This is a genomic window from Bacillus smithii, assembly GCF_001050115.1.
GTDB classification, from domain to species: domain Bacteria; phylum Bacillota; class Bacilli; order Bacillales; family DSM-4216; genus Bacillus_O; species Bacillus_O smithii.
In genome coordinates this window covers 2,574,955-2,588,838 of record NZ_CP012024.1, presented here as the reverse complement: position 1 = coordinate 2,588,838, position 13,884 = coordinate 2,574,955, and the positions used below count along the sequence as shown (strand labels likewise).

Below are 13,884 nucleotides of genomic sequence, written 5' to 3'. Positions count from 1 at the left end.
TACATGGATTACCTGATATGATGGATGTCATGATTTCGATGCGACTAATTTGAAGCCGCTTGCAAAAATCGGAATGATAGGGATAGGAGGAATCAAGGATGAAGGTTGCACCCATGTTTATCGACGGTGAATGGACCGGAACGGAATTGCCTACATTTGATGTGATCAACCCGGCAAATGGAGAAGTGATTGCGGCCGTGCCAAATGGCGGGAAAGAGGAAGCGAAGAAAGCGGTGGACGCCGCATATAATGCTTTTTTGTCATGGTCCAAAAAAACAGCAGGCGAAAGAAGCGCTTTGTTGTATAAATGGCATCAATTAATTGATGAACATAAAGAAGAAATTGGCGAGATCATGACTAGAGAACAAGGGAAGCCGTTAAAAGAAGCCATCGGGGAAGTAGATTATGCAAACAGTTTCATTTCTTGGTATGCGGAAGAAGGAAAACGTATTTACGGGGAGACGATTCCAGCTTCTCACGAAAATAAACGAATTTTAGTGCTAAAACAGCCGGTTGGGGTTGTGGCAGTCATCACGCCTTGGAATTTTCCGGCTGCTATGATTACAAGAAAAGTGGCTCCGGCATTGGCGGCAGGCTGTACAGTTGTCGTTAAGCCTGCTGAGCAGACGCCTCTTACAGCGTTTAAATTAGCAGAATTAGCCGAAAAAGCAGGCATACCGAAAGGCGTTCTGAATATTATTACAGGAAATCCGCAAGAAATTGGCGAAACATGGCTGGCGGATGAGCGGGTTAGAAAAATCACTTTCACGGGTTCGACGGAAGTTGGAAAGATTTTGATGCGTGGTGCGGCTGATACGGTGAAAAAAGTATCGCTTGAATTAGGAGGTCAAGCTCCTTTTATTGTATTGGACGACGCGAATATCGAGAAGGCGGTTGCGGGAGCTATTGCCTCCAAATTTAGAAATGCCGGACAAACGTGCGTATGTGCCAACCGAATTTATGTTCATGAAAAGATTGTGGAATCTTTTACTCAAAAAATGGCAGAGGCCGTTCAACAATTAAAAATGGGCAATGGATTGGATCAAGGAGTCGAAATTGGCCCGCTGATTGATGAAAACGCTGTGAAAAAAGTAGAAAGACATATTGAAGATGCGGTGGAAAAAGGCGGGAAAGTGGTGATCGGCGGCAAAAAAGCGGATCAGTACAAAGGATTCTTCTTTGAACCGACAGTGATCACAAATGTCACGGATGAAATGCTTTGTATGAATGAAGAAACATTTGGTCCGCTCGCTCCTATCACCACGTTCCAAAATATTGAGGAAGTCATCCAAAGAGCAAATGACACTCCTTACGGCTTAGCAGCTTACGTCTTTACAGAAAACATCAGCAAAGCCATTCAAATAACGGAACAACTTGAGTATGGCATCGTTGGCTTAAATGACGGTCTTCCGTCTGTTGCCCAAGCTCCTTTTGGCGGCTTTAAGCAAAGCGGTCTCGGACGTGAAGGCGGCCACCACGGTATGGAAGAATTTTTGGAAACCAAATTTGTATCGATTGCTTTCTGATTTTCGCAATCATAAAAAAGCCTTCCATCGCAAAGTGGAAGGCTTTTTTATGTGCGCCCGGCATGTACATGAACTATAGGGTGTAAGTCCCGAACCCCGAAGACAGAAGTAGAGGTTAGCCAAGAGCAAGGGTGTCCGTGGTGACGCGGAATCTGAAGGAAGCTGGAGGCAAAACACCGGTCCGAGGAACACGAACCTCATATAAGGCTAGGTATGATTGAGTGAGTTTGCATAACAAAACAAAGCTCTTTCTGTCGAAGGTCATATCGAGTAAATGAGGCGGATAGATGGTGTGAAAGTGCATGTACTTACCCGGGGAGGTCTGGCGGATATGTGAAGTACTCTTCATAACCTACTTAGTGATAAGTAGCTGAACCGTCAGAAGTCAGCAGAGGTCATAGTATTAGTTGGTCTAGAACAACTAAGAAGGACCGAACAATTAAGAGAGAATAGCCCTTGGTATTCAGTGAGTCATGATGAACACAGAAAACGTAGTACCTCACTTGAGGGAGGAAGCGGTGAATCCCGTGGGAGACCTCTTGGAGGGTGGAGTGACCACTGGCATAAAGAGAACAGCTATTCACGGAAGTTATAAAGACTTGCGTCAATTATCTTAATTGAACCGCCGTATACGGAACCGTACGTACGGTGGTGTGAGAGGACGGGAGTTAATCGCTCCCTCCTACTCGATTTCGTTCATGAAGGAGAATGATCGATTCCGTTGTTTTTGACAGTTTGTTCTGCTGTTAAGTTGAATTTGTCGACTAAACTTCTGAGGGTAGACACGACTAGTGAACTTTGTTCAGAAGCGAATCGTGCATCTTGGATTAAGTTCACCATTTTTTTGGTCGATTCGTCAACGCTTTCGACGGTATGGGCATTTCGCTCATTAATGACGGCAATGTTATTGATAATCTGCTTCATTTGTTCTGTGGCTTCATGGGAAGCGGCAGCTTGTGACATGGATTCCAACACTTCCTGTACATTGTGAATAAAGTCTGCTCCTTTTTTGACTTCTTGGCTGCTGTCTTGAATCGCATTTTGAACGAGAACAGAACTTTCTTTAATTTTTTCTAAAGTTTTGCTGATTTCTTCTGTCGCAACGGTCGTTTGGTCTGCCAGCTTACGAATTTCATTGGCCACTACGGTAAAACCTCGACCGTATTCTCCAGCTCTTACGGATTCAATCCCTGCGTTGAGAGCCAACAGATTGGTCTGCTTGGCAATGTGATTGATCGTTTCGACAATACGTCCAATATTATTGGACAGTTCCATAAAGCGATCTGTTAAATTCAAGGCATTATGTACTTTTTCCACGATATCATTCATTTTTTGATCAATGCCTTGCACTTGGGTTTGAGCTTGTATCAATTGTTCTTGGGATAATCGCTCCAGTCCTTGTAAAGTTTGATGAATTTGTTCCACCTGTCCTCTGGCTTCATGAACCTCATTTAATTGCTGTTGAATGGCCGCGAACATTCCGTCCATTTGCTTGATCACCGAAAAAGAATCGTTTTCAACCAGAACGGTTTTTTCCCGCAGAAATTGATTGGTTTGTTCCACGTCCAATGCGGCGAATTTCACTTTTCCTATCAATTCATCCTGACTGTCTATCATATTGTTGACCCAACGTCCCAATGATCCAATTTCATCATTGATCAGAAGCCTTGTATCTAAGCGGGTAGTTAAGTCTCCGCCGCCTTCCGCAATTTTTCGCATCATATTGGTTAATTGCTTTAATCGAGAAGCAATAGGCACCAACCCTCTTTTATAAAACAAATAAGTGGCTAAAATGCCGTATAATCCATTGAGGAGCAAATCATACCAGGAAGGCGAAAATCCGAAAAATGATATACATTGGTTGAGAAGAACGCCGATGAAAATGTAAAAAGCAAAACGTATGCCTAATCGCCAGCTAATGGAGCGGGTACGGTACACCTCTTCTAAATCAGCCTCACACATCATTCCCCACACATCCAGAGATCCCGGCAGCTGAAACGTCACACCCTTCCCTATGACGGGGATATGACGGTAGTCAGGATATCCGGGGAAATGAACAAAAAGATTTTCCCCTTTTCGAATCGTATTTTGAACACCGGGATGTAATTCTTTTGTGGCCGGATCGGTAAAACGAATTTCAAATTCTGTATGGTTTTTGATTTTAACCAATCCTCCGTCTTTCGTATGGACCCCGTCTTTTAAATTTTCGCCGAAAGTAAAGGTACGGTCTTCGAAACGGCTGCGTGATAAAGCAATTCCTTGGGGAAGCGACGGATCAAAATAGGATTTTACTAAAAAAATATAATTGTCACCGGAATCAGGATAAACGTGACCAGCCTCCCGCTGAATGAGGTCTCCGACTACATCATTGGGAACGCGTCCTGCCAAGATGGAATGCAGATCCTCTTGCAATATGACGGGCTGCAAGAATAATAACGTCACTTCATCGTGAAATTGGGATGTCCTTGGCCCTATCTCCAGAGTCGTGGGATCCAAATACGGACCGTATAAAAGACGTTCCTTCGTTTGAAGGACATAGTCGATCCCTTTTTGGAAAGAGTGATGATTGAAATCATTCTTATGGTTAGGAAAAGTCGTACTAGTCACTCTGTTTTCTGTATCCAACAGAAAAAGTTCTGTAAAATACCGGCTTTTTGTCAACATTTTTTTCAAATACAGATCAATCTCAGAAGGCAAAATGCGTTCAAACTCAGCAGTCATGTTTTCTAAAAAACTCCACTGTTCATTGGCCCATTCTGTTAATAATTCGACTCTCGTTTTGGCGATGTCTTCAAAAATTTCTTCAATGGTTCCCGTGCTTTTTCGATTTAATTGATAGGACCACCACAGTGGAAATCCTTCTCGAACTCCCAAACCCTCAAATAACCCCAATTTTTCTACCCCCTTCAAAAAACGGCTGTAAAAGAAGCACAATGGATTAACCGAAAATTATGTTAGAATATCTAACATATTATGTTAATATTATATTCTGATTAATCGTTATTTTCAAATCTTTTTTGGAATTTCATCCATTATTCCAGATTGGTTAAAATTATTATATTTCCGAAGAAATTCCGATTTTTCAACGAAATTCAGACTGTCAAGTGTGTTTAACGGATGACTGAAAAAGGGGGCATAGTGAAAGTTTTTATCAAGAAGCCGATGACAAGTAGTATTAGCGTGGCAAAGAAAGGAAGCGGTATGATGCCATCGTAAAATCGCTTTTCAATCTTTCTTTTCAACGCAACGAATCAGTTTTTTAAAGAAACAATGAACCTTTCATCATTTTTCTTTCGAATATTTAAGGCATGAGGATCATTAAGTATGATCGACATCATAAAAGAACTTTGCAGAGCCCACAAAAAATGAAAATGGGCACTGCGTATTTGAGGAAATCCAAAAATAGAAGAAAACGTTGGCGGGAAGATGGGAAACGATTTTGTTTCTCATCTTTTACATACTATGTTGAAGGACAATGCCGCCATAAGCGAAGGCAGCTACGATGACGAGAGCAGGGTGGAGTTTGAGTTTTTCCATCGCCCAAAAGGAAACGGCTGCAATGCCGAGAGAATGCCAAATTCCGATGGAAGAGATCGAGCTTTTTCCCATTTGCCAAGTAAGGACTACCATCATAATGGCAATGACCGGCTGCACTAAGAGAGTCATTCCTTTGACGACGAGTGAATGCCGGTGTTTTTCAAGTACTCTTAACAAAAAGATGAGCGCCGCAGCAGATGGTATGACAGTTGCTCCTAAAGCGACGAGCATGCCTACCCATCCGCCTGCATCAAACCCTACAAAGGCGGCAATTTTGGTGGCAATAGGGCCGGGAAGGGCATTTCCAAGGGCAAGCATATTGGAAAACTCTTGATTATTTAACCAATGGTAATGGGACACGATTTCTTCATACATTAAAGGAATAGACGAAGGGCCGCCGCCATATCCAAGGGCGTTTGCCAAAAAAAATCCGATCATCAGTTGAATCCAAACAGTCATGCTTTTTCGCTCTCCTTGTTTTTATGTTCTTTTTTCCATTTGGCAGCCGTCCGAAAATGGATGCTTCCATAGGCTAAAAAGAGAATGATCACGATAGCTGGATGAATATGGACCGTTTCTAAAAGCAGAAAGGCTAAAAGAAACATAGAGATGCCCATCACTTTTCCTAATCCATCGATCGTTTTTTTCGCAAATTCATAAGCCATGACCCCGAGCATGACAGCGACCACAGGCGCTACTCCCGCGATCATCCCGGCCACTACTTTTGAAGTGCTTAGCACGGAGACGACAGACAATAAAGCAATCATGGCAATGCAACTAGGAAGTATATGGGTTATGACGGCGAGAACCGCTCCGACGTTTCCTTTTAGTTTATAGCCAATGTAGGCGGCCATTTTCGTGGCAATCGGTCCCGGCAAAGCGTTTGCGATCGCTAACGTTTCTCCGAATTCATCATCTTCCATCCATCGATATCTTGTGACGGCCTCGTATCGAATCAGAGGGATAACGGATGGACCTCCTCCGTAACCGAGAATTCCGGTCCGAATCATCGCTATGGATAACTGCCAATAGAGCTTCCAAGAGTTGTTCAATACCCTTTCTCCTCCTTTTACTGCTGTCTCTTCTTCGTTTATACGTTTATCCGAGACCAAGGCAACAAGTCGTAAATATTCTGATTTCCGTCTCTATCATGGAATATATGATTATAGGATGAAAATTAAATGATCCTAATCTCTTAAAACAAAATTTCATTATGTTTGACTTTAAAACTGCTTTGCCCGTTTTCAAAGATAAACGGCCGTTAAAACAGCAAAATGATAAACATTCCCTGGCTCCCTTTAGGCCCATGTCAAGACCTCTCACTTAGCACTCCATTCATCGAACGGGAGTGTGGGGGGATTTTTCCAAGGAAAGATCGACGGACGTTTCCGGACGTACCTCAATCACTTCAAAAAACCGTTGATGAGCCGTGGTCGGGAAGGAGCTGCCGTCCTCCAAATTGTATGCTTTTTCCTTGCAAAAATCTAGAATGCGATTAAATTTTCGAAAAATTGGAAAAGATAATTAAAAAAGGAAATGAAAGGAGTAACAATGATGATTCAAGTCAAAGTGTTTGATTATGAGCATGAAAAAGACTTGGAAGAAGAAATAAATGCATTTTTAAAAACGGTGGATGAACCAAATATTGTGGACATAAAGTACCATATTGCAGCGATGCCGGAAGAGGAAGAAGAGCAAATTTATTGTTTCAGCGCGATGGTGGTTTACCGGAAAGAAAAACGATGATAAGAAAACGGCTGAATGGGTCGATGAAACTTTTCGGCTTTTTAAAAGCAAAGAATGAAAGAAAACGCCGTCTATGCAAACGGCGTTTTAGGTTGAAACGCAACTTCTATTAATTTTGTGTTGTCCGATATTTTGCGGCGTTCAGGCCGGCAAGCCGCCCTGTTACAAGAGCAGAGGTGATATTGTATCCTCCCGTATATCCATGGATGTCCATGATTTCACCGCAGAAAAACAAGCCCGGTCTTTTTTTGGATTCCATCGTTTTTGGCTCGATTTCTTTTACGGAGACGCCGCCGCCTGTGACAAACGCTTTTTCGAGTGGGAGCGTGCCGTTTACCTGAAAAGTAAAATGTTTGCACAGATGGACGAAATTCCTGATTCGATCTATAGGAAGAGCGCTGCAAGGCGTATTTTCGTCAATCTCAGCTTTTTTCAGCAAAAACAGCAAATATCTTTCGGGCAGCAGGCCTTTTAGAGTGTTCTTGACCGATTTTTTCGGATTGTTTTTCACTTCTTGATTCACTTTTTGAAACAGTTCTTCCTCGTGAAAGTCAGGAAGAGAATCTAGGTGCATCGTCACTTTATCCAAATTCCATTTTTTCATCGCTTTGACGACAAACTGACTGCAGCGCAAGACGGCGGGTCCGGAAATGCCAAAATGAGTAAAAATCATGTCCATTTGATGAGTAATGATTTTTTTTTCCTTTTGGATTGAGGACGCTTAAAGCGATGTCTTTTAGTGAAAGGCCCTGTAACCTTTTTTCTTGAATAAAGGGTTCGTCGCTCGTAACAGGAACTTCCGTCGGGTATAGTTCGGTAATAGTGTGGCCGGCTTTTTTCGCCCAAGGATAGCCGTCGCCGGTTGACCCGGTATGAGGCACTGATTTACCGCCGGTTGCGATCACGATGGCACGACCGTCAATGGTCGATCCGTCGGCCAAGACAATGGTGTGTTTATGGTCTGTTTCAAACAGAATATCTTTGACGGGAGAGTTCGTTCGAATTTCGACTTTCAATTCATTTAAACGGCGCAATAAGGCGTTGACGACCGATTGTGCGTTATCCGAAACGGGGAACATACGCCCGTGATCTTCTTCTTTCAATTGGACTCCTAACTGTTCAAAGAATGTAATAATATCCTCGTTATTAAAAATCGAAAAGGCACTGTACAAAAATCGGCCGTTTCCTGGTATATGCCGAATCACTTCCTCGATCGGCCGCCGATTCGTTACATTACAGCGTCCGCCGCCGGAGATGGCCAGTTTGCGGCCAAGTTTGTTTCCTTTATCTACCAAAAGAACGTTTGCCTTCTTTTCGCCGGCTGCGATGGCCGCCATTAGACCGGCAGGACCGCCTCCAATCACAATAACATCATACATATTGTTACCACCTGCTTTACCATCTTTTTCGACACTAAAAAGACTATGAAAAAGTTTGTCAGAAACTATGTAAAGTTGTAAACTATGTCTTAGTGCATTTCAACATTTCTATGATCAGGAAGGGATGTTATGGCTTCAAAATTAATAAGAGGAACTTTTATTTTAACATTAGGTACGTTTATCTCAAAATTTATTGGCCTCTTTTATGTGATTCCCTTTTATGCCATTATCGGTGGGGAAGATGCCGCTTCGCTTTATCAGTACGGCTACGTTCCTTACATGATTTTTATCAGCATTGCCACAGCTGGTGTACCGCTGGCGGTATCAAAATTTATTTCCAAATATAATGCACTTGAAGAATATTCGGTAGGGCGAAGGCTTTTTAGATCAGGACTCGTATTAATGACGATAACGGGTTTCTTGTCTTTTCTCGCCATGTATGAATTTGCGCCATTTTTTGCAAAACTTGTGATTACTAATAAAGATCAAACTTATTCGGTGGAAGACGTGGCTACCGTTATTCGGGCGGTTAGTTTCGCTTTGATTATCGTCCCGTTTATGAGTATCATGCGCGGCTTTTTCCAAGGCCACCAATCCATGGGACCGTCCGCTGTTTCGCAAGTCGTAGAACAGATAGCACGTATTTTATTTTTATTGATCGGGGCTTATGTCGTTTTGCATGTTCTGCATGGCACGATTGTTTCCGCGATCAGCGTCGCCACTTTTGCAGCATTTATCGGGGCGGTTGCCGGCCTTCTGGTGCTGTTTTGGTATTATTGGAAACGAAAACGGCATTTGAACGAACTACTGAAGCAGGACAGGGGAGAAGTGAACGTTTCTCTCTTTGATATGTATAAAGAAATTTTTGTTTCCGCGATTCCATTTGTTTTTGTCGGCATCGCCACTTCACTGTATCAGCTGGTGGATATGGTGACGTTTAACCGAGCGATGACCGCTATTGGACAAGCCAAAGCGGCTGTTCCTGCTTTCGGTATTTTAAATTTCGGCTCGCAGAAATTGGTCATTATTCCGGTTTCGCTTGCTACTTCTTTTGCCATGACGCTTGTACCGTTAGTGACAGAATCCTTTGTTTCAGGAAATATGAAACGGGTAAACGATCAATTAAATCAGACGTTCCAAGTGCTGTTATACTTGACGGTCCCGGCTTCTCTCGGCATATCTCTGCTGGCAGAGCCGTTTTACACAGTCTTTTATGAACATAGCACTCTTGGCACGGAAATTTTGCAGACATATGCCCCTGTGGCGATTTTGTTTGCGCTTTTCCAAGTAACGGCAGGGATTTTACAAGGAATTAACGAACAACGCTTTACCGTCTTCAGCTTACTTGTGGGAATTCTTTTAAAACTTAGTTTGAACATTCCTTTGATTAAAATGTTTCAAACAGAAGGAGCTATCTATGCGACGGCGATCGGTTACATGGTTTCCATTATCATCAATCTTGTGGTGATTAAAGCATTTACGTCCTATTCTTATCGAGTGGTTTTTCGTCGGACGGTATTAATCCTTCTGTTCAATTTGATCATGTCGATTTGCGTGATCGTCGCCTATCATCTTCTTGCGCATTTCTTGAACCCGGCAAGCAAGCTTCAAGCATTGATCATAATCGGAATATGTGCTTTGGTGGGGGCTTCCGTCTATTTTTATTTAAGTTACCGCACTAAATTAATAGGGAAAATGTTCGGCAAGAAAGCGACGCTTCTCGGGAAAAAATTGAGAATATCTAGGGGATTATGATGATCCTTTTGCTTTTAGCTGCTTGTGGTTCCCATCTTCAAGGAGGTTCATGATGAGAATTGATCGCATGCTGGCCAATCTCGGCTATGGAAGCAGAAAAGAAGTGAAAAGTCTGTTGAAAAAAGGGGCGGTGCTCGTGAATGGGGCACCGGTCAAAGATGGGAAAACGCATGTTCAACCACAAACGGACAAGGTAGAAGTTTTGGGGGAAATCGTTCATTACAAAGAATTTGTCTATTTTATGATGAATAAACCAGCCGGTGTTATTTCCGCCACAGAAGATTTATATGAGGAAACAGTTGTAGATTTGCTGGATCCAAAAGATCAGGTGTTTCAGCCGTTTCCGGTTGGAAGGCTTGATAAAGATACAGAGGGCCTATTGCTGTTGACCAATGATGGTCAGTTGGCTCACCTGCTTTTGTCCCCTAAAAAGCATGTTCCGAAAACCTATTTTGCCGTAATTGCAGGAGAAGTGACGGAAAATGACCGAAACGTTTTTTCAAAAGGCATCGAACTGGATGACGGATATGTAACGAAGCCGGCTCAATTGAACATTCTTCAAAGCGGGATTCGTTCTCATATTGAGTTAACGATTACTGAAGGGAAATTTCATCAAGTCAAAAGAATGTTTGAAGCCGTCGGAAAACGAGTCATCTATTTGAAGCGTCTTAAAATGGGGCCACTCACATTGGATGAAGAACTGAAACTAGGAGAGTATCGGGAATTGCGGCAAGAGGAGATCGCTTCCTTGCAGCAGTACGTCCTGATGCGAAAAAACAGCGAAAGATAAAAAAGAAAAGCGATTTCCCGTCCGATTAAGCGGGAATCGCTTTTTTTCGCATTAGGATATTTTCACTTTCTTAGACGTTGTTGTCCATTTGCCCCTGCTAGGGCTTTGAACTAAATCATTGTAAACTAACACATTTAAGTCGCGTTGGATAGTGCGAGGAGTGATGCCAAACTCATCGACAATCTGTTGCGTAGTGACAGTTCCATTTTCTTTAATGAACATGTAAACGGACTTAATCCTAGTCAACATCCGATTGGTTGAAGGTTTCAAAAAACCACTCCCTCTTCTTTTTTCCAGAGGCAATAACAACGGACGACTTATGTGGTATATTTTTATGTAACGATTTTCGTTTCAGACAACTCCTTTGCAAAGAAATTTAAGATGTCTGATAATTACATTATACCCCTTTAGGTGATATTTTACTATAAAAAAAACTTGAATTTACTGAAATTTTGCCCCAAATGTGGATAATTTATCCCGTTGTCGTAAAATAGCAGTTTTTGATTAAAGATTTTTTCAATGGCGAAATGTTTTTTTTGCAGGCCGGGAAGAGTAAAATAAAAGAAGAAAGTAAAGAGTTAAAGGAGAACAAAATATGGCTGAAATTCGTTGGAACGAAGAAGTCGAAAAAAGAAAAGAGGAATTGATTCGCGATTTGCAATCATTGATTCAAATAAAAAGCGTTTTGGATGAAAGCCATGCGACGAGTGACGCTCCGTTAGGAAAAGGAGTAAAAGAAGCGCTTGAATTTATGCTGAAATTGGGAGAAAGAGATGGATTCAGCAGCCGCAATGTCGGAAATGTGGCAGGTCATATTGAATTTGGCCAAGGGGATGAGCTTTTAGGAATCCTTTGTCACGTAGATGTTGTTCCTGAAGGAGACGGCTGGTCTGTGGAGCCGTTCGGCGGGGAAATCAAAGACGGAAAAATATTTGGGCGTGGCTCCATCGATGACAAAGGTCCGACGATGGCGGCTTATTATGCGATGAAAATTGTTAAGGATCTTGGAGTGCCGATTAACAAACGGGTTCGAATGATTATCGGAACGGATGAAGAGAGCGATTGGCGCTGTGTCGACCATTATTTTCAGGTCGAGGAAATGCCGACTTTTGGATTTGCTCCCGACGCGGATTTTCCTATTATTTATGCAGAAAAAGGAATTGCTGATTTTGATATCGTGCAAACGGCAAAAGAGAAGGATGCGGCCGAAAGCGAGGTAGAAGTGCTCTCCTTTCAATCGGGAAGACGGTATAATATGGTCCCTGATCACGCAAAAGCGGTTTTGATGGTTCATCATGGGGAAACAAAAATTTTGCAGCAGTTTTCCGATTATTTGAGCGAAAACGGTTTGCAGGGCAAGTATTTCATGGACAGAGGCGATCTGGTCCTGGAAATGGAAGGAATATCCGTGCATGGCTCGGAGCCTGAAAAAGGAAAAAATGCGGGTTTGTATTTATGTGATTTCTTATCTCGTTTAGATCTGCCAGAATACGAAAAAGATTTTTTCCAATTTGTTTCTCATTATTTCCATCAAGATTTCACAGGAGATTCATTAGGCCTCGCTTATGAAGATGATATAACAGGCAAATTATCGTTGAATGCTGGCATTCTTTCTTTTGACCGGAATCGTGGAGGAAAAATAGGAATCAGTATGCGTTATCCTGTCACCTTTCCTCTTAAAGATCGTATAGATCAGCTAAAAAACAGTCTTCGTGATAAGGGATTGGCCATTGAAAATTTCTCTGACAGCAAACCTCATCATGTAGACAAAGACCATCCGTTTATTCAAACGTTGGCGAATGTATATGAACAGCAAACCGGTGAAAAAGCGGAACTTTTGGCCATTGGCGGAGGAACGTACGCACGGTCGCTTGATACGGGGGTTGCTTTTGGAGCTCTTTTTCCAGGAAGACCGGACGTAGCCCATCAAAAAGATGAGTATATGTTTTTAGAAGATTTATGGAAAGCAACCGCGATTTATGCTCAAGCCATATATGAATTAACGAGATAATAGAAAAAGCTGTGGACAATGGATTGATTTAATTGAGTTTTTCAATGAAGAGGGAATGGGGGAGATACCGATGGAATGGGTACTGTTAAATGGGGAGTTTTTGCCGAGAAAAGAAGCCAAAGTGGATATTGAAGACCGCGGCTATCAATTTGGCGATGGAATCTATGAAGTCATCAGGGTTTATCATGGTAAAATGTTTGCTGTCGATCAGCATCTGTCTCGCCTTCAATCAAGTGCGGAAAAAATTTCCCTTCAAAATCCTTATACAAATGATGAATGGAAAGCCTTGCTTGAAGAATTAATTGAGAAAAATGAGTTGGATGGAGGAAGCGTGTATTTACAATTGACACGCGGTGCGTCTCCTAGAGCTCACGCCTTTCCTGATTCAAGCGTTTTACCTGTTGTGGTGGCATATACTAAATCATTCGAAAGGCCTGACAAGGAAAGAAAATATGGCGTGAAAGCGCTGTTTGTGGAAGATATTCGCTGGCTGCGATGCGATATTAAAAGTTTAAATTTGCTGGGAAATTTACTGGCGAAGCAAAAAGCGGCTTCCGAGGGGTGCTATGAAGCGGTGCTGCATCGTGGAGAAACTGTAACGGAAGGCTCCTCTTCCAATATTTTTATTGTGAAACAAGGAGTTGTGCAAACACATCCGGCAAACAACTTGATTTTAAACGGAATTACTAGGCAGGTAGTCATTTCGTTATGCCAAGCAAACAGCATTCAAGTGGACGAGAAGCCGTTTACGAAACAAGAACTGCTGCAAGCAGATGAAGTATTTCTTACTTCCACTACGTCCGAAGTTCTTCCTGTTGTGGAAGTAAACGAGAAGCCGGTGGCTGATGGAAAACCAGGTGCGGTTACGTTAAAAATACAGGAGTTGTTAGAAAAAGAAATCGAAGCTTTAAGTAAAATTACTGAAGGATAGAGATTGAACAGGAAAAGAAAGAATAGTGGTTTAGCCAAAGCTTTTCAGAAGAGATAGAAGGCTTTGGCTTTTTTATGAATGTGACCCCTTGCGAATTCCGTGGGCAAAAATATGGATGGAAAAATACCCCACCAAAAGGTTCGGCAAAAACGTGGTTTTTCCGTTATTTTTGATGGGTCCAGCAGGATTTTCCCTATAATCCGTGGAGA

The 13,884-nt window shown here is 42.3% G+C and carries 10 protein-coding genes and 1 pseudogene; 6 read left to right on the top strand and 5 right to left on the bottom strand.

Going from position 1 to position 13,884, the window contains the following annotated elements:
• The first annotated feature begins 98 nt into the window (after positions 1 to 98).
• Positions 99 to 1,526, top strand: coding sequence for an NAD-dependent succinate-semialdehyde dehydrogenase (locus BSM4216_RS12095; protein WP_048623858.1), 1,428 nt, complete (start codon positions 99 to 101; stop codon positions 1,524 to 1,526).
• 696 nt (positions 1,527 to 2,222) lie between these two features.
• On the opposite strand, the gene BSM4216_RS12090 is transcribed toward BSM4216_RS12095, so the two are convergent.
• The 3 genes from BSM4216_RS12090 to chrB form a co-directional block, all read right to left on the bottom strand.
• Entirely contained in the window at positions 2,223 to 4,418 is a 2,196-nt protein-coding gene (locus BSM4216_RS12090; RefSeq protein WP_048623857.1) for a methyl-accepting chemotaxis protein, read from the bottom strand.
• 561 nt (positions 4,419 to 4,979) lie between these two features.
• Entirely contained in the window at positions 4,980 to 5,522 is a 543-nt protein-coding gene (chrA, locus tag BSM4216_RS12085) for a chromate efflux transporter ChrA (protein ID WP_003355715.1), read from the bottom strand.
• Positions 5,519 to 6,115: a chromate efflux transporter ChrB gene (chrB, locus tag BSM4216_RS12080; protein WP_082142329.1), complete on the bottom strand. Its 597-nt coding sequence runs from the start codon at positions 6,113 to 6,115 to the stop codon at positions 5,519 to 5,521. Before chrB ends, chrA begins: the two co-directional genes overlap by 4 nt.
• 502 nt (positions 6,116 to 6,617) lie before the next feature.
• Between chrB and BSM4216_RS12075 the strand changes: the two genes are divergently transcribed.
• Entirely contained in the window at positions 6,618 to 6,809 is a 192-nt protein-coding gene (locus tag BSM4216_RS12075; protein ID WP_040341861.1) for a sporulation protein Cse60, read from the top strand.
• Between the two features lie 109 nt (positions 6,810 to 6,918).
• On the opposite strand, the pseudogene BSM4216_RS12070 reads toward BSM4216_RS12075, so the two are convergent.
• Positions 6,919 to 8,188, bottom strand: a pseudogene (locus BSM4216_RS12070) (BaiN/RdsA family NAD(P)/FAD-dependent oxidoreductase).
• Positions 8,189 to 8,317: 129 nt separating this feature from the next.
• Here BSM4216_RS12070 and BSM4216_RS12065 point away from each other — a divergent pair.
• Together BSM4216_RS12065 and BSM4216_RS12060 are read left to right on the top strand one after the other, a co-directional pair.
• The gene (locus BSM4216_RS12065; protein ID WP_048623856.1) at positions 8,318 to 9,943 is read left to right on the top strand and encodes a putative polysaccharide biosynthesis protein; all 1,626 of its coding nucleotides are present in this window, start codon (positions 8,318 to 8,320) and stop codon (positions 9,941 to 9,943) included.
• A 52-nt stretch (positions 9,944 to 9,995) separates the two neighbouring features.
• Complete coding sequence (locus tag BSM4216_RS12060) at positions 9,996 to 10,733, top strand: pseudouridine synthase (protein WP_003355706.1); 738 nt, start codon at positions 9,996 to 9,998, stop codon at positions 10,731 to 10,733.
• 51 nt (positions 10,734 to 10,784) lie between these two features.
• Here the strand turns inward: BSM4216_RS12060 and BSM4216_RS12055 are convergent, their stop codons facing one another.
• Complete coding sequence (locus tag BSM4216_RS12055) at positions 10,785 to 11,003, bottom strand: DeoR family transcriptional regulator (RefSeq protein ID WP_003355705.1); 219 nt, start codon at positions 11,001 to 11,003, stop codon at positions 10,785 to 10,787.
• Between the two features lie 325 nt (positions 11,004 to 11,328).
• Between BSM4216_RS12055 and pepV the strand changes: the two genes are divergently transcribed.
• Both pepV and dat read left to right on the top strand, forming a co-directional pair.
• Positions 11,329 to 12,744, top strand: a complete 1,416-nt coding sequence (gene pepV, locus BSM4216_RS12050; RefSeq protein ID WP_048623855.1) for a dipeptidase PepV — start codon at positions 11,329 to 11,331, stop codon at positions 12,742 to 12,744.
• A 70-nt stretch (positions 12,745 to 12,814) separates the two neighbouring features.
• Positions 12,815 to 13,675 carry a D-amino-acid transaminase gene (gene dat, locus BSM4216_RS12045; protein ID WP_048623854.1) on the top strand — a complete coding sequence of 287 codons (861 nt, stop codon included), beginning with the start codon at positions 12,815 to 12,817 and terminating at the stop codon, positions 13,673 to 13,675.
• The last annotated feature ends 209 nt before the right edge of the window (positions 13,676 to 13,884 follow it).